Annotated in this window: 17 protein-coding genes; 13 read left to right on the forward strand and 4 right to left on the reverse strand. The window is 70.3% G+C overall.

Annotation, left to right across the window (positions count from 1 at the left end; genetic code table 11):
* Positions 1-5 precede the first annotated feature (5 nt).
* The 3 genes from ABD366_RS34315 to ABD366_RS34325 are packed head-to-tail and all read left to right on the forward strand — an operon-like array spanning position 6 to position 2,661.
* Positions 6-548 carry a PadR family transcriptional regulator gene (locus ABD366_RS34315; protein WP_324769932.1) on the forward strand — a complete coding sequence of 181 codons (543 nt, stop codon included), beginning with the start codon at positions 6-8 and terminating at the stop codon, positions 546-548.
* Positions 545-1,297 (forward strand): ABC transporter ATP-binding protein, encoded by a 753-nt coding sequence (locus tag ABD366_RS34320; RefSeq protein ID WP_324769931.1) that lies wholly within the window; start codon positions 545-547, stop codon positions 1,295-1,297. Before ABD366_RS34315 ends, ABD366_RS34320 begins: the two co-directional genes overlap by 4 nt.
* Entirely contained in the window at positions 1,294-2,661 is a 1,368-nt protein-coding gene (locus ABD366_RS34325) for an FtsX-like permease family protein (protein WP_324769930.1), read from the forward strand. The genes ABD366_RS34320 and ABD366_RS34325 overlap by 4 nt, the downstream gene beginning before the upstream one ends.
* A gap of 25 nt (positions 2,662-2,686) precedes the next feature.
* Here ABD366_RS34325 and ABD366_RS34330 read toward each other — a convergent pair whose 3' ends face one another.
* Entirely contained in the window at positions 2,687-3,763 is a 1,077-nt protein-coding gene (locus ABD366_RS34330; RefSeq protein ID WP_324769928.1) for a mechanosensitive ion channel family protein, read from the reverse strand.
* 274 nt (positions 3,764-4,037) lie between these two features.
* Here ABD366_RS34330 and ABD366_RS34335 point away from each other — a divergent pair, with 274 nt between their 5' ends.
* Positions 4,038-4,574, forward strand: coding sequence for an HNH endonuclease (locus ABD366_RS34335; protein WP_324769927.1), 537 nt, complete (start codon positions 4,038-4,040; stop codon positions 4,572-4,574).
* A 70-nt stretch (positions 4,575-4,644) separates the two neighbouring features.
* On the opposite strand, the gene ABD366_RS34340 is transcribed toward ABD366_RS34335, so the two are convergent.
* From ABD366_RS34340 to ABD366_RS34350, 3 genes are read right to left on the reverse strand one after another with little or no spacing between them, the layout of a single operon-like run.
* Complete coding sequence (locus tag ABD366_RS34340; protein WP_324769926.1) at positions 4,645-5,049, reverse strand: helix-turn-helix domain-containing protein; 405 nt, start codon at positions 5,047-5,049, stop codon at positions 4,645-4,647.
* Positions 5,046-5,423, reverse strand: a complete 378-nt coding sequence (locus tag ABD366_RS34345) for a type II toxin-antitoxin system RelE/ParE family toxin (RefSeq protein ID WP_324769925.1) — start codon at positions 5,421-5,423, stop codon at positions 5,046-5,048. Before ABD366_RS34345 ends, ABD366_RS34340 begins: the two co-directional genes overlap by 4 nt.
* On the reverse strand, positions 5,420-5,905 hold the full coding sequence (locus ABD366_RS34350; RefSeq protein ID WP_324769924.1) for an ATP-binding protein: 486 nt from the start codon (positions 5,903-5,905) through the stop codon (positions 5,420-5,422). Before ABD366_RS34350 ends, ABD366_RS34345 begins: the two co-directional genes overlap by 4 nt.
* Before the next feature lie 248 nt (positions 5,906-6,153).
* On the opposite strand from ABD366_RS34350, the gene ABD366_RS34355 reads away from it, so the two are divergent.
* From ABD366_RS34355 to ABD366_RS34395, 9 genes are all read left to right on the forward strand, one after another.
* Complete coding sequence (locus ABD366_RS34355) at positions 6,154-7,002, forward strand: helix-turn-helix domain-containing protein (protein WP_324769986.1); 849 nt, start codon at positions 6,154-6,156, stop codon at positions 7,000-7,002.
* A gap of 3 nt (positions 7,003-7,005) precedes the next feature.
* Positions 7,006-7,182, forward strand: a complete 177-nt coding sequence (locus ABD366_RS34360; protein WP_324769923.1) for a DUF397 domain-containing protein — start codon at positions 7,006-7,008, stop codon at positions 7,180-7,182.
* 172 nt (positions 7,183-7,354) lie between these two features.
* A complete protein-coding gene (locus tag ABD366_RS34365; RefSeq protein ID WP_324769921.1) occupies positions 7,355-7,954 on the forward strand; it encodes a Uma2 family endonuclease in 600 nt (199 codons plus the stop codon).
* A gap of 146 nt (positions 7,955-8,100) precedes the next feature.
* Complete coding sequence (locus ABD366_RS34370; protein WP_324769920.1) at positions 8,101-9,267, forward strand: ROK family transcriptional regulator; 1,167 nt, start codon at positions 8,101-8,103, stop codon at positions 9,265-9,267.
* A gap of 50 nt (positions 9,268-9,317) precedes the next feature.
* The gene (locus ABD366_RS34375) at positions 9,318-10,655 is read left to right on the forward strand and encodes an ABC transporter substrate-binding protein (protein ID WP_324769919.1); all 1,338 of its coding nucleotides are present in this window, start codon (positions 9,318-9,320) and stop codon (positions 10,653-10,655) included.
* A gap of 45 nt (positions 10,656-10,700) precedes the next feature.
* Positions 10,701-11,636, forward strand: a complete 936-nt coding sequence (locus ABD366_RS34380) for a carbohydrate ABC transporter permease (protein ID WP_324769918.1) — start codon at positions 10,701-10,703, stop codon at positions 11,634-11,636.
* Positions 11,637-11,639: 3 nt separating this feature from the next.
* The gene (locus tag ABD366_RS34385) at positions 11,640-12,539 is read left to right on the forward strand and encodes a carbohydrate ABC transporter permease (protein ID WP_324769916.1); all 900 of its coding nucleotides are present in this window, start codon (positions 11,640-11,642) and stop codon (positions 12,537-12,539) included.
* A gap of 29 nt (positions 12,540-12,568) precedes the next feature.
* Complete coding sequence (locus ABD366_RS34390; protein ID WP_324769915.1) at positions 12,569-13,834, forward strand: 6-phospho-beta-glucosidase; 1,266 nt, start codon at positions 12,569-12,571, stop codon at positions 13,832-13,834.
* Positions 13,831-14,805, forward strand: coding sequence for an N-acetylglucosamine kinase (locus tag ABD366_RS34395; RefSeq protein ID WP_324769914.1), 975 nt, complete (start codon positions 13,831-13,833; stop codon positions 14,803-14,805). Before ABD366_RS34390 ends, ABD366_RS34395 begins: the two co-directional genes overlap by 4 nt.
* Positions 14,806-14,938 lie beyond the last annotated feature (133 nt).

A 14,938-nucleotide genomic window follows, 5' to 3' on the forward strand; every position in this document is an offset into this window, starting at 1 on the left:
GCCGCATGAGCACCCGCCATGTCCTGCTGGGGCTGCTCGCTTCCGGTCCACGCCACGGCTACGACCTCAAGCGACGCCACGACGAGCGGTTCCCGCAGGCCCGCCCCCTCGCCTACGCGCAGGTCTACACGACGCTTCAGCGCCTGGTCCGTGACGGCTTCGTAGAGGTCGAGGGCACCGACTCCGACGGTGGCCCCGAGCGCACGCTCTACCGCGCCACGAAGGACGGCCGCGCCGAACTCCTCGGCTGGGCACGCGAGATCACCCCGCCCGCGCCGCACGTGGCCAACGAGATCTTCGCCAAGGTCGTCGTCGCCATCCTGCTGGCCGGCGACGGCACCGACCCCGCCGCCCACCTGCTGTCCCAGCGCGCCGCGCACATGGCGCGGATGCGGGAGCTGACCGCCGTGAAGAGCGACCCCGGCGCCGATCTCACCGCCGTCCTGTCCGCCGACTACGCCCTCGTCCACCTCGACGCCGACCTGCGCTGGATGACCACCACCGCGGCCCGGCTCGAAACCCTGACCGCGGAGGTCACCGCAGCATGAGCACACTCCTGGCCGCCGAAGGACTCACGAAGTCGTACGGCAGCACCCCCGCGCTGCGCGGCGCGGACGTCGAGGTCCGCACCGGCGAGATCCTCGCCGTCACCGGCGCGAGCGGCAGCGGCAAGTCGACACTGCTGCACTGCCTCGCCGGCATCGTCCGCCCCGACGAGGGCGCGGTGACCTACGCCGGTGCCCGGCTCGACGGGCTCGGTGAGGAGCGGCTGAGCGAACTGCGCCGCACGGACTTCGGCGTCGTCTTCCAGTTCGGCCAGCTCATCCCCGAGCTGACGGCCCTGGACAACGTCGCCCTGCCGCTGCTCCTCGCGGGCCGCCCGCGCGCGGCGGCGCAGAGCGAGGCCGACGCGTGGCTGGAGCGCTTCGGGGTGCGCGGCCAGCGCGAGCTGCGGCCGGGCGAGATGAGCGGCGGCCAGACCCAACGGGTCGCCCTGGCCCGGGCGCTGGTGACGGAGCCGAAGGTCGTCTTCGCCGACGAGCCGACCGGCGCGCTCGACTCCCTGGCGACCGAACAGGTCCTGACCTCACTGGTCCACACCGTGCGCGAGACGCACACGGCCGTGGTGCTGGTGACGCACGAGGCGCAGGTGGCGGCATACGCGGACCGGGAGGTGAGCCTGCGGGACGGGGTGGTGCAGGAGATCTCCGGGCCCTTCGGGACCCCCGGTTCCGCGGAGATCGCGTCGAGCACGCCGCTCACGCCGGTCACGCCGTCGTCGGAGGTGAAGCGATGAGTTCCGTCGCGGGCCGCATCACCTCCGACCTGCGCCTCGCGTGGCTGCTGACCCGCGGGGCCGACCGCCTGGAGCGGCGCCGGGCGGCGCTCACCGCGGTGGGCGCGGCCGTGGCCACGGGCTTCGCCTCGGTGGCCGTGGCGCTGCTGAGCGTCGAGGGGCAGTACTCCTTCTCGTACGGGCACGGTCTGCTGAACCAGCCGGGCACGCGGCACGGCATCGTCGCCGGGCTGCTCCTCGTGCTCGTCCCCGTGCTCGGCTTCCTCGGGCAGTGCGCCCGGATCGGCGCCGTCCAGCGCGACCGGCGCCTCGCGGGCCTGCGGCTCGCCGGGGCCGGGCCGAAGCAGGTGCGGCGGATCGGGGCGCTGGAGGCGGGGCTCGCCTGCCTGGCGGGGGCGCTCGCCGGGTTCGCCGTGTTCGCCGCGGCGCTGCCGGTGGTGGGCTGGACTCCGCCGGGCGCCGCCTGGCCGGTCCTCGCCCTCGTCGTCCTGGTGATCCCCGTGCTCGCCGCGCTGGTGAGCGAGGTCGCGCTGCACCGGGTCATCGCCTCGCCGCTCGGGTACGTCCGCCGGGAGCGGCCGCGGCGCGGGCCCCGGCCGGTGACCGCGCTGCTCCTGCCCGCGCTCGTCGTCGTCCTCGGAGTGGCGCTGCTCATGACGGGCGGCTCCCGTACGGGCGTCGCGGGGCTGCCGTTGTTCGTGCTCGGCGCGGTCGTGCTGACCGGCGCGGGCGCCATCTGGATCGCCGGCGCCTCGGCCCGGGTGATCGGGCGGCGGCTCGCGGGCCGCACCGAGGACCCGGCCGTGCTGATCGCCGCGGCCCGGCTCCAGGAGGACCCGTGGGCGGCGGCCCGCAGCCACGCCGCGGTCGTGCTCGTCACCGTCGTCGGGGTCGCCCTGGCCGGGATCCGCCGTGTCCTCCTCGACGACCTGCACGCCATCCAGCGCGAGGGCGACACGGCCGCGCCGATGGACTACTACACCTTCGGCCTCGACCTCACCGCGACGGGCGTCCTGATCGCCCTCCTGATCAGCCTGGCCGCGCTCGCCGTGGGCACGGCCGAGGCACTGTCCACGCGCCGCCGGGCGCTGGCCGCGCAGGTCGCGGCGGGTGTGCCGCGCCGGGTCCTGACCCGGGCGCTGCTCCTGGAGACGGCGTTGCCGCTGGCGCCCGCGCTCGTCCTGGCCACCATCGGCGGCACCGCGGTCCACATCGCGTACGCCGTCTCCTCGGACCAGAGCATCCCCTGGGCGCTGCCGCTGCTGGTCCCGGTAGCCGTCTACGCGGCCTGCCTCCTGGCCGCTGCCACGGCGCTGCCCCTGCTGCGCCGCTCGGTGCACCCGGCGCTGCTGCGCACGGTCTGAGAGCCCGCTTTCCGGCGTCGGGCGGCTACTTGGCGAGGTTCGCCGGCGGTATCGGCGACGCGGCGAGGGACTGCGGCGAGGTGGCCGAGGCGTACGCGGACGGCGCCGACACGCCGGCCGCCGGGTCCGCGGCCGCCTCGCCGTCCACCTGTACCGGGGCGCCGCCCACGATCCGGATGTCTGCCTCGTCGAAGGCCCGCTTGATCCGCCAGCGCAGTTCGCGCTCGACGGTCAGGGCCTTGCCGGGCATGGTCTTGGCGGTGACGCGGACCACCATCGAGTCGAGCAGCACGCTGTCCAGGCCGAGCACCTCGATGGGGCCCCACAGCATCTCGTTCCACGGCTCGGTCTTGCTCATGGCCTCGCCGGCCTCGGACAGCACCGCCTTCACCCGGTCCAGGTCCTCGTCGGCGCGGACGGTGACGTCGACGCCGGCGGTGGCCCAGCCCTGGGAGAGGTTGCCGATGCGCTTGACCTCGCCGTTGCGCACGTACCAGATCTCGCCCTTGTCGCCGCGCAGCTTGGTGACGCGCAGGCCCACCTCGATGACCTCGCCGGAGGCGACGCCCGCGTCGATGGTGTCCCCGACCCCGTACTGGTCCTCCAGGATCATGAAGACGCCGGAGAGGAAGTCGGTGACGAGGTTGCGGGCGCCGAAGCCGATCGCGACGCCGGCGACACCGGCGGAGGCCAGCAGCGGCGCCAGGTTGATCTCGAACGTGCCGAGGATCATCAGCGCCGCCGTGCCCATGATGAGGAACGAGGCGACCGAACGGAGTACCGAGCCGATGGCGTGCGAACGCTGCCGCCGCCGCTCCACGTTCACGAGCAGGCCGCCGAGCGCGGTGCCGTCGACGGCCTGCGCCGTGCGGTTCATCCGGTCGATCAGCCGGGTTATGGTCCGCCGGATCGCGACGCGCAGCACACAGGCGATGACGACGATCAGCAGCACCCGCAGGCCGATGCCCAGCCAGGTGGACCAGTTCTGCTCGACCCAGCTGGCGGCCTGACCGGCCTGTTCCTGGGCGTCCTTGAGGGTGGGTTGCGGGGTGTCGGACGAGGAGTCGCTCGCCCCCGCGGCCGACAGGACGGACAAGATCACGGCAGGTACCTCCAGGCGTAGCCATCCGCCCGCCGCTGGGGACACGTTCGGGGACGCGAGCGGGCAGGCACACCACACTAACGGGGCATTGTGTGTGGATCGTTGTCATGTTCGAGGGAGAGACCGTGCTCACCTGGGGATGAAGGTTGTGTGGTCGAAAACACTCCCAGCCCGTTACGTGGACATGGTGGCGCCACGACCAGCCATGAGGGGAGACTGGCTACGAGATCGTCCCGGCGCGAGCCACGCGCCGCCGGCGTACAAGGAGGCCTCCGTGCCGCATGTCCTGGTCCTCAACGCGTCGTACGAGCCACTCGGCGTCGTACCGCTCCGCCGCGCGCTCGTACTCGTCCTGGAGAACAAGGCCACTTGTCTCGAGGAGTCCGGCGCCTTCATGCACAGCGCGACACGTACCGTCCCCGCTCCCAGCGTGGTCCGGCTCAAGCGGTTCGTCAGGGTTCCCTACCGGGGTCCCGTTCCTCTGACCCGGCGTGCACTGTTCGCCCGTGACGGCGGCCGGTGCATGTACTGCGGTGGCGTCGCAACCAGCGTCGACCACGTGATCCCGCGCAGCCGCGGGGGTCTGCACGCCTGGGACAACGTGGTGGCGTCGTGCCGCCGCTGCAATCACACCAAGGCCGACCGCCACCTCGTGGAGATCGGCTGGCGCCTGCGCCACAAACCGGCTCCGCCGTCGGGTCTGGCCTGGCGCATCATCGGGACCGGGCATAGGGATCCGCGCTGGCTGCCGTACTTGCAGCCGTTCGGCGCGGACGAGGCACTGGCCCGGATCGAAGGCGTCTCCGCCTGATCTCGATCCGGGTCCCTGTGTTTTCCGGACGGCCGCATGCCGGTGGGTGTGCGGCCGTCGCTTCTGCTCTTCAAGCGCCTCTTCTACGCACGGTCCCCTCTTCGGGGGTGGGCTCGGGGGTGGAGCCGTGCCCCGTGCCCACGGACGGTTCTCCGTCATCGAGCGGCCGGAAGTCGAACGACGGGCTCTCCTCGTCGAGGTCAATCGCGAGGCGGGAGTCCAGGGCCTTCGCCAGGCGCTGGAGCAGCGGCAGTGTCGGCACATGGCCGCCGCCCTCGATCATGGACACCTTCGGCTGCGACATGCCGGCCCGCTCGGCGACCTGTCCTTGAGTCAGCCCGAGCGCTGTGCGCCGGCCATAGAGTGCCTCGCCGAGCGCAAGCGCGTATCCGGCTTCGACGTACGCTGCCGACGGTTCGACGTTCTCGCCAGCGAGTCGACGGGTGCGCGTGGTCTTCCACTGCGTGTGGTTCATGCGTCCTCTCCGCTTCGGTCGAATTCATGGGTCGCGGCATCGTGCTCGCTCTCGCGCAGCTTCTGCACGACTCTGGCGCGCTCCACTTCGCCGTGTTCGTTCATGCGCGTCTTGCGGAACACCGTCAGCAGCACGATCCGCCGGTCGGGAGCCAGCCAGTACGGGATCCGTACGGCAATGTCGCCGAGATGAAACCGCAGCTCGCGCAGGTTGCCGCCGAGCGACTTCGCATACGGGCCCGATGCCGCGAGCGGGTCGGGCAACAATCTGTCCGCGACGCGTTCCACGAACGCGCATTGGGTGTGGGAGAGCAAGGAGAGCCAGTCGCGCACCTCGGGTTCGATCTCGATGATCCAGGGCCGCTGCTCGCTCACACGTCTCCAGTATATCGAAATCGGTATGTTCCAGTCGGGCCATCGCCTGCGCACGTACGCGCCCTGTCTTGATCGAGGCCCCACTGGGCCCACACCGTCTTGCCCGCGCTCCAGGGCTCCCAGCCCCACTGGTCCGCCAGCGCCCCGACCAGGAGCAGCCCGCGCCCGAACTGGTCCATGTCGTCCGGCGCCCCGCGCACCTCTGGTTGCCGCTCGGCGCGCGGGTCGCTCACCTCTACGCGGAGCGTGGCGTCGGTGGCGTAGAGGCGTACGCGGATGAGGCGGTCCTGGACGCTGCCATGGAGAAGGGCGTTCGTCATCAGCTCGGAGACGACGAGGGCGACGTCGCCGGCCAGGTCCGGGTGACCCCAGCCGGTGACGAGCCGGGCGGCTCGGCGCCGGGCGAGCGGGACGCTGGGTGCGGCGGGGGTGTGGTCGAGGGTGTCCGTGCGGCGGATGGCATCGGGCCGGAGTTCGGCCATGACTCGCACCTCTCTGTGCGGTCGGGCAGCCGGCGGTGGCTCTGCCGCGTCTGCGATCGGGCAGCACGGTGCGCTTCCGCCAACTGGGTTCGCCGGGTGGCTTGTCGTGTACGGACCGTAGCCGTGCGCGGATTTCCGGCGCAATGAACTCCGAGACAATTGTCCCCATCGGGTGAATCGGTCGCCCCGTTGACGGCACTCGGGGCACCATGGAGCCCGTGAAGCGACCAGCTCAACTCGGCAATCGGATGTCAACTGTCCTGGGACGGCGCCTCGGTGGAGAACTGCTCCGGCTGCGCGACGCCTCGGGCAAGACGCAGCAGCAGGCCGCCGAAGCCATCAGCGCGACCAACTCGAAGATCGTGAAGATGGAGCGGGGCTGGGTTCCTATGCGGGACCCGGACATCAAGGCGCTCCACGAGTTCTACGGCGCCACCGGCCCCGAAGTCCTCGGTCATTTGCTCGAGTTGGCCAGGCTCGACCGCGACCGGCGCAAGGCGCGGGGCTGGTGGCGACAGACGCCGCCGGAAGGGACGATGGCCGAGTACGTGGCGATGGAAGACGCTGCCATGTTGGTGCGCAACTGGCAGGTATCGCTCATCCCTGGGCTGCTTCAGACGCTTGAGTACACACGCGCGCTCGCCGTAGGCGAAGGGGACTGGGACGACCCTGACGAGATCGACCGGTACGCGGAGGTCAAACGGCGGCGCCAGCAACGCCTGTTGAGCGACAACCCCCTCCAGTTCTACGGCATCGTCTGGGAAGCCGCACTGCGCCAAGAGGTAGGCGGGCGAAACGTGATGCGCGCCCAGCTGGAGCGCATGCTGGAACTGGCGGAGCTGCCCAACGTCCGCTTGCAGGTTCTACCGTTCCGGGCGGGCAGTCACCCCAGCATGGCCGGTCCGTTCAGCATCATCAGCTTCGCCGAGGATGGCGCCCTGGACGTGGTCCAGTCCGACACCGTGACGGATATGGTCTGGGTCGAAGACGCCGCGACGAGCACGACGTACCGGGCCCACTTCGAGCACACCGCCCGTCTGAGCCTGGCGCCCCGCGACTCGATCGCCCTCATCGAGGACCTCCGCAAGGAAATGTGAGCGATGCAAGAATTCCGCTTCGAGAAGTCCAGCTACAGCACGGTCGCCAACGAGTGCGTCGAGGTCGCCCGCAACATCCCCGGCGTCGTCGCCGTCCGCGACTCGAAGACGCCAGACCGCGCCCCCACACTCCGCATATCCCCGACGGGCTGGGCCCATTTCACTAAATCCCTGCGCTGACCTCCGCTGAGCCCGCCAGAACCCGCCCCGCCGCGGAGCGGAACGCTTCTGCACGCTCGTTCGAGTGAAAGGACGCGCTTACCCCGGACCGCACCGCCCGGAACGGCCCACAGTTCTGCGCGGGGCACCCGGCACCGGCGTAGCCTGGCCGCAGCGACACGGAGGACCAGCGATGAGCACCGCACCCATCTTGGAGCCGGTCATGGAGCCGCAGCAGGACCCCATCGATCTGTTGATCGCGATTGAGGAGGCGTCCCAGGCGCCGATTCGGCCCGAGTACATCGAGGGAGCCGTCAGCGTGCCTCCGCAGCCCAATGACCAGCACAACGACGGAGCCTTCGAGCTCAGCTACCAGTTCCGCGTCGCCGGAATCCGTTTGGTCGGTATGAACAACGGATACCGCGCCGCGCACAAAGACGGCCGGACCATGGCTCTCGTCATCCCCGACTTCTACGTGCGTCGCCGTCGCCCCAGTGATCTCGACGAGTCCTACCGACGCGCCCACAAGGGCTGGTACCCCATCGACATGGTGGCCCTCGTCGGCGAGGTCACCTCCAGCAACCATGAGACGGACACCGGGCCCAAGCTGCGGACCTACGCCGCCGCCGACGTGCCCGTCTACGTTCTGATCGACCGGCACGCAAAGACGGCCACCTGCCACTCCGTCCCGGTCGACGGTCACTACACGACCCGTACCGAGGTCGACCTGGGCCGCCCGCTCCCCCTCCCTGAGCCCTACCCGACCCTGGACACGGCCCCCTTCACGGACTGAGGCCGAGTCGCGGCGCCGCGCCACCCTGCATAACGACTTGGCCCCCTCGCGTCCTCTCCCTATTGACGCCCTTGCCACCCGGGACTTACGTTCCTCGCACCCGATAGGAAAGTTTCCTAACAGTGCGGCGAAAAGGCAGAGCGGCGATGGTGGCAACCCCCGGCACCCCCAGCGTGCTGCGCGTCATGAACGACCGGGCCGCGCTCGATCTCCTCGTCGCCCACGGTCCCCTCACCCGCACCCGGATCGGTGAGCTGACGGGGCTGTCCAAGCCGACCACCTCGCAGATCCTCGGGCGGCTCGAAGCCGCCGGGCTCGTGCGGACCACCGGGAGCCAGACCGGCCGCCCCGGACCGAACGCCGTGCTCTACGAGATCCACCCCGGCGCCGCCCACGTGGCCGCACTCTCCGCCGACCCGAACGGGATCACCGCCGTCGTCGCCGACATCACCGGCACCGAACGCGGCCGGTGCCGCATCGAGGCCCACGCCGTCGCCGAGGACGTCCGCAACCGCACGGCCCAGCTCGTCACCGAGGCCGTCGACGGGGCCCTCGGCCACGCCGGACTCGGGCACGACGACCTGACCGCCACCGTCATCGGCACCCCGGGCGCCATCGACCCGGGCACCGGCCAGCTCCGCTACGCCCCGCACCTGCCGGGCTGGCACTCCCGCACGCTCCGCGCCGAGCTGGCCGAGGTCCTCGGCACCCCCGTCTCCATCGAGAACGACGTCAACCTCGCCGCCGTCGCCGAGCAGTACGAGGGCGCCGCCCAGGACCACGACGACTTCGTCCTCGCCTACGTGGACGAGGGCGTCGGCGCCGCGATCGTGCTCGGTGGCGTCCTGCTGCGGGGGGCCACCGGCGGCGCCGGCGAGATCGGCTACATGCCGCTGCCCGGCGCCCCGCTGGCCCACGGCGGCGACGCCGTCGCCGCCCGCACCGACGCGGGCGGCGGATTCCAGAGCCTGGTCGCCGCCCCGGCCGTACGCAAACTCGCGCCCGAGGCAGCCGACTTGGCCGGCGCGTTCGCCCAGGACGGCGTCCTCGACGAAGTCGCCCGGCGTCTCGCCACCGGACTCGCCGCCGTCGTCGCCGTCGTCGACCCCGAGCTCGTCGTCCTGTCCGGACAGGTCGCCAAGGCCGGCGGCTCCGCCCTGCGCGAGCGCGTCGAGGCCGAGCTGACCGGACTCGCCCTGCCCCGCCCCCAGCTCAGGATCAGCGAGCTCGACGGCGATCCCATCCTCACCGGCGCCCTGCGCACCGCCCTCACCCAGGCCCGCTCCAGCGTCTTCGACACCAGCGGCGCCTGACCCGAAGCAACACCCCGCCCCAACCCCCGTACACGTAAAGGACGTTCGCCATGCCGCGATGGCGCATACCCCTGCGCGCCCCGATGGTGCTCGCCGCGGCCGGACTGCTGCTCGCCGGCTGCGCCAACCCGAGTACCGGAAGTGCCGCCGACGATCCGACGAAGCCGGTCACGATCACGTTCTGGCACGGCTGGTCGGCCGAGGGCGAGGTCAAGGCGATCGACGACTCGATCGCCCGCTTCGAGAAGCTCCACCCGAACATCCACGTGAAGTCCGTCGGGAACGTGCCCGACTCCACGGTCAACCAGGCCCTGCGGGCGGGCGGCGACGAAGCCCCCGACGTCGTCTCGTCCTTCACCACCAACAACGTCGGCCAGTACTGCGACTCCGGCATGTGGGTCGACCTCGACCCGTTCATGAAGAAGACCGGGCTCGAGAAAGAGAAGGTGTTCCCCCAGTCCCTTCTCGATTACTCGAGCTACAACGGCAATCAGTGCGCCCTGCCGCTGCTCGCCGACGCCTTCGGCATGTACTACAACAAGGACGCGTTCAAGGAGGCGGGGGTCTCCCGGCCGCCGCGCACCATGTCCGAGTTCATCGCCGACTCCGAGAAGCTGACCAAGAGGGACGGGAAGGCGTACAAGCGCGTCGGCTTCATGCCGAACTTCCGGCTCTACCAGAACAGCCCCGACCGCCTGTTCGCCCAGTGGGCGCCGACGTACTTCGACAAGGACGGAAAGTCGCGGCTCGCGAAGGACCCGGCGACGTACCAGTTCTTCGACACAGCGAAGAAGCTGATGGACGCGCAGGGCGGATACGACGCCCTGGAGCGATTCAGGACGTCGTTCGGTGACGAGATGTCGAACCAGAACGCCTTTCTCAGCGGCAAATTGGCGATGCATCTCGACGGCGAGTGGCGCGGGCTGATGCTGAACGACTCCAAGGCCGAGTTCGACTGGGGCGTCGCGCCGATGCCCGTCCCCGACGACCAGGCCGAGACGTACGGCCGGGGCTATCTGACCGGCACCGTCGCCGGGATCGCGCACAGCAGCAAGCACCAGAACGCCGCCTGGGAACTGGTGAAGTTCCTGACCTCCGACACCGACCAGGTCGTGCAGTTCGCCAACGCCATCCACAACGTGCCTTCGACCGAGGCCGCGCTCAAGTCACCGAAGCTGGACGCCGATCCGACGTTCCGCACGTTCCTGGACATCGCGAAGAACAAGTACAGCCAGGTGATGCCCTCGTCGACCAACGGCGGCATGTACATCGTGCAGTTGCAGGACTTCTCGTACACACGGGAAGCGGGCAAGGCCCCGGACCTGAAGAAGGGGCTGAAACGCCTCGACAAGCTCATCGACGCCGACACCCTGCAGTCGCGGAACTGAGGACCGGGAACCGAGGATCAGGAACCGAGGATCAGGAATTCGCTCATGGCACTCACGCTTTCCCGGCCCGCGCGCCGCAGACTGCGCACGCTCGGCTTTCTCTCCCCCTGGCTGATCGGGTTCAGCGTCTTCTTCGCGTATCCGCTGCTCGCCACCGTCTATTTCTCGTTCATGCACTACAACCAGATCAAGGCACCCACGTTCGTGGGGCTGCGGAACTGGAAGTACGTGTTCCAGGACATGCCGCTGTTCGGCCCGGCCCTGTGGAACACGCTGTGGCTGGTCGTGGTCATGGTGGCGCTGCGCGTCGTCTTCGGGCTCTCCCTCGGACTGCTCGTCACGAAGATCAAGAGCGGGGTCGGCCTCTTCCGTACCGCCTTCTACCTGCCCTACCTCGCCCCGCCGGTCGCCGCGACGGTCGCCTTCGTCTTCCTGCTCAACCCGGGGACGGGGCCGGTCAACGAGATCCTGAGCAAGATCGGTATCGACGGCCCCAACTGGTTCAACGACGCGGCCTGGGCCAAGCCCTCCCTCGTCCTGCTCTCCCTGTGGGGCATCGGCGACCTCATGGTCATCTTCATGGCCGCGCTGCTCGACGTGCCCAAGGAGCAGTACGAGGCCGCCGACCTCGACGGGGCGGACGCCTGGGGCAAGTTCCGGTACGTGACCTGGCCGTCGATCACGCCGATCGTGATGTTCGCCGTGGTCACGGGCGTCGTGCAGACGATGCAGTACTACACCCAGGCCCTGGTCGCCGGAAAGATCGCCTCCGGCGTCTCCATCGGCCCGGGCTCCGTGATCCAGCCCGGCTACCCGGATCACTCGACCCTCACGGTCCCCCAGCTCGTCTACTCGATGGGCTTCCAGAACTTCAACACCGGCGCGGCGTGCGTGCTCTCGCTCGTCCTGTTCGTCATCGCGATGGCCGTGACCATGCTGCTCATGCGCAAGCGCTCGGGCCTGCTCTCGGCGGAGGACTGATCCATGACCACCACGACCCTGCGCCCGGCGGCCGCCGACACCTCCCACGAGAGAGGACCGGCCGGCGCCCGCGCCCGCCGCAAGCGGATCCTGAACTGGATCGCCGTGCACAGCATCGCGATCGCCGTCGCACTCCTCTTCGTCCTGCCGTTCGTCTTCGTCTTCCTGACCTCCGTCATGAGCGACGACCAGGCGATGAGCGGCGACCTGTGGCCCAGCTCCTGGCACTGGGAGAACTACACGGCCGTCTTCAGGACGGACGGCTTCCTCGACTGGTGGCGGAACTCGATCGTCTACGCGGCCGTCGGGACGCTCCTCACCGTCTGCTCGGCGGTCCCCGTCGCCTACGCGCTCGCCAAGTTCCGTTTCCGCGGCCGCCGCACGGCGATGCTCCTCGTCATCTCGACGATGATGCTCCCGCCGCAGGTCATCGTGATCCCGATGTACCTGGTCTGGGCCCAGCAGTTCCACCTCGCGGGGACGTTGTGGCCGCTGATCATCCCGATGGCGTTCGGCGACGCGTACTCGATCTTCCTGCTCCGTCAGTTCCTGCTGACGATCCCGAAGGAGTACATCGAGTCGGCGAAGGTCGACGGCTGCGGTGAGCTGCGGACCCTGCTGAAGATCGTCGTGCCGATGGCCAAGCCGGGCATCGCCGCGATCGCGCTGTTCCAGTTCTTCTACTGCTGGAACGACTACTTCGGGCCGCAGATCTACGCGGCCCAGAACCCGGCTTCCTGGACGCTGAGCTACGGCCTCGAATCCTTCAAGTCCGCACACAGCGTCAACTGGAACCTGACGATGGCCGCGACGCTCCTCGTGATGGCGCCGGTCTGCATCGTCTTCTTCTTCGCACAGAAAGCCTTCGTCGAAGGCGTCACCCTCACCGGGGTCAAGGGCTAAGGCCAAGGATTAAGGACGGTTGTTCGCTCATGAAGCTCGCAGTGGTCGGCGGAGGATCGACCTACACCCCCGAACTCATCGACGGATTCGCGCGGCTGAGGGACACGCTGCCGATCGAGGAGCTGGTGCTCGTCGACCCCGCCGCCGACCGCCTGGAACTGGTCGGCGGCCTCGCCCGCCGGATCTTCGCCAAGCAGGGCCACCCGGGGGTCATACGTACCACCTCCGATGTGGACGCGGGCGTCGCCGACGCCGACGCGGTCCTGCTCCAGCTGCGCATCGGCGGCCAGGCCGCCCGCAACCAGGACGAGACATGGCCCCTGGAGTGCGGCTGCGTCGGCCAGGAGACGACCGGCGCCGGCGGCCTCGCCAAGGCGCTGCGCACCGTGCCCGTCGTCCTCGACATCGCCGAGCGCGTGCGCCGGACCAACCCGGACGCCTGGATCATCGACTTCACCAACCCGGTCGGCATCGTGACGCGGGCGCTCCTCCAGGCCGGTCACAAGGCCGTCGGTCTGTGCAACGTGGCCATCGGCTTCCAGCGCAAGTTCGCCAAGCTCCTCGACGTGGCGCCGGCCGACGTGCACCTCGACCATGTCGGGCTCAACCACCTCACCTGGGAGCTGGGCGTGCGCCTCGGCGGCCCGGACGGCGAGAACCTGCTGCCGCGCCTCATCGCCGAGCACGGCGACGCGATCGCCGAGGACCTGCACATGCCTCGGGAGATCGTCGACCGCCTCGGCGTCGTGCCCTCCTACTACCTGCGCTACTACTACCAGCACGACGCCGTCGTACGGGAACTGCGCACCAAGCCGTCCCGCGCCGCTCAAGTCGCCGAGATGGAACGCGAGCTGCTGAAGATGTACGGCGACCCGACGCTCGACGAGAAGCCCGCGCTGCTCGCCAAGCGCGGCGGCGCCTTCTACAGCGAGGCGGCCGTGGACCTGGCCGCGTCGCTGCTCGGGGGTGGCGGCTCACCACACCAGGTCGTCAACACGTACAACAACGGCATCCTGCCCTTCCTCCCCGACGACGCGGTCATCGAGGTGCAGGCGACGGTCGACGGCAAGGGCGCCCGCCCGCTGCCCGTACCGCGGCTCGACCCGCTGTACGCGGGCCTCGTCGCCAACGTCACCGCCTACGAGGACCTGGCCCTGGAAGCCGCCCTGCGCGGCGGCCGCGACCGCGTCTTCAAGGCGCTGCTCGCGCACCCGCTGGTGGGCCAGATCGAGTACGCCGAGCAGCTCACGGACCAGCTGATCGCGCACAACCGGGAGCACCTCGCGTGGGCATGACCGTCCTTGCCATCGACGCGGGGAACAGCAAGACCGACGTCGCGGTGATCGCGGCCGACGGCAGTGTCGTCGGCGCGGCCCGCGGCGGCGGGTTCCAACCGCCCCTCGTGGGCGTCGAGACAGCCGTGGACGTCCTGGCGGACGCGGTCGGACGGGCGTTCGCCCAGGCGGGCACCGACACGGTCGGGCACGTCTCGGCGTGCCTGGCCAACGCCGATCTGCCCGTGGAGGAGCGGGAGCTGGCGAAGGCCATACGGGCCCGCGGCTGGGCGTCCTCGGCGAGCGTGGACGTACGCAACGACACGTTCGCGGTGCTGCGGGCCGGGCTCCTGGAGGACGCGGAGCCGCGCGGGGTCGCCGTGGTGTGCGGCGCGGGCGTCAACTGCGCGGGCATGCTCCCCGACGGCCGCACCGCCCGTTTCCCCGCGATCGGCAAGATATCCGGCGACTGGGGCGGCGGCGGGGGCCTGGCGGACGAGGCGCTCTGGTACGCGGCGCGGGCCGAGGACGGCCGGGGGGAGCGCACCGCCCTGATGCGCACACTGCCCGACCACTTCGGGCTCTCCTCCATGTACGCGCTGATCGAGGCGCTGCATCTGGGGCGGGTGTCCGCTGCCCGGCGCCACGAATGCGCGCCCGTTCTCTTCGCCACGGCGGCGGACGGCGATCCGGTGGCCCGAGCCCTTGTCGACCGGATGGCGGACGAGGTGGTGGCCATGTCGACGGTGGCGCTGCGCCGCTTGGGCCTGTTGGACGAGGAGGTTCCGGTGCTGCTCGGGGGGAGCGTGCTGGCTGCGCGCCATGCGCAGCTGGATGATCGCATCGCCGAGTTGTTGGCGGAGCGGGCCCCCAAGGCGGTTCCCCGGGTGGTGGCGGAGCGGCCTGTGCTGGGCGCGGGCCTGTTGGGGCTCGACTCGGTCGGGGCTCCACCGGAGGTCCATGCGAGGCTGCGCCGCGTTTACGCGGGCTGACCTGTTCCGTCGCCGGGTGCGGGCCGGTGGGGGCGTCTCGCGCAGTTCCCCGCGCCCCTAGGTGAGTTCTACGGCTGCGGGCCGGTGGGGCTTCTCGCGCCGTTCCCCGCGCCCCTGAGATGCGCACTTCGTG

The sequence above is a fragment of the Streptomyces kunmingensis genome (assembly GCF_039533535.1).
Lineage (GTDB): Bacteria > Actinomycetota > Actinomycetes > Streptomycetales > Streptomycetaceae > Streptomyces > Streptomyces kunmingensis.

Coding starts and splice junctions, on each gene's coding strand:
- ABD366_RS34315 (WP_324769932.1), top strand. CDS start 6: ATGAGCACCCGCCATGTCCTGCTGGGGCTGCTCGCTTCCGGTCCACGC.
- ABD366_RS34320 (WP_324769931.1), top strand. CDS start 545: ATGAGCACACTCCTGGCCGCCGAAGGACTCACGAAGTCGTACGGCAGC.
- ABD366_RS34325 (WP_324769930.1), top strand. CDS start 1,294: ATGAGTTCCGTCGCGGGCCGCATCACCTCCGACCTGCGCCTCGCGTGG.
- ABD366_RS34340 (WP_324769926.1), bottom strand. CDS start 5,049: ATGAACCACACGCAGTGGAAGACCACGCGCACCCGTCGACTCGCTGGC.
- ABD366_RS34350 (WP_324769924.1), bottom strand. CDS start 5,905: ATGGCCGAACTCCGGCCCGATGCCATCCGCCGCACGGACACCCTCGAC.
- ABD366_RS34355 (WP_324769986.1), top strand. CDS start 6,154: ATGTCAACTGTCCTGGGACGGCGCCTCGGTGGAGAACTGCTCCGGCTG.
- ABD366_RS34360 (WP_324769923.1), top strand. CDS start 7,006: ATGCAAGAATTCCGCTTCGAGAAGTCCAGCTACAGCACGGTCGCCAAC.
- ABD366_RS34365 (WP_324769921.1), top strand. CDS start 7,355: ATGAGCACCGCACCCATCTTGGAGCCGGTCATGGAGCCGCAGCAGGAC.
- ABD366_RS34370 (WP_324769920.1), top strand. CDS start 8,101: ATGGTGGCAACCCCCGGCACCCCCAGCGTGCTGCGCGTCATGAACGAC.
- ABD366_RS34375 (WP_324769919.1), top strand. CDS start 9,318: ATGCCGCGATGGCGCATACCCCTGCGCGCCCCGATGGTGCTCGCCGCG.
- ABD366_RS34380 (WP_324769918.1), top strand. CDS start 10,701: ATGGCACTCACGCTTTCCCGGCCCGCGCGCCGCAGACTGCGCACGCTC.
- ABD366_RS34385 (WP_324769916.1), top strand. CDS start 11,640: ATGACCACCACGACCCTGCGCCCGGCGGCCGCCGACACCTCCCACGAG.
- ABD366_RS34390 (WP_324769915.1), top strand. CDS start 12,569: ATGAAGCTCGCAGTGGTCGGCGGAGGATCGACCTACACCCCCGAACTC.
- ABD366_RS34395 (WP_324769914.1), top strand. CDS start 13,831: ATGACCGTCCTTGCCATCGACGCGGGGAACAGCAAGACCGACGTCGCG.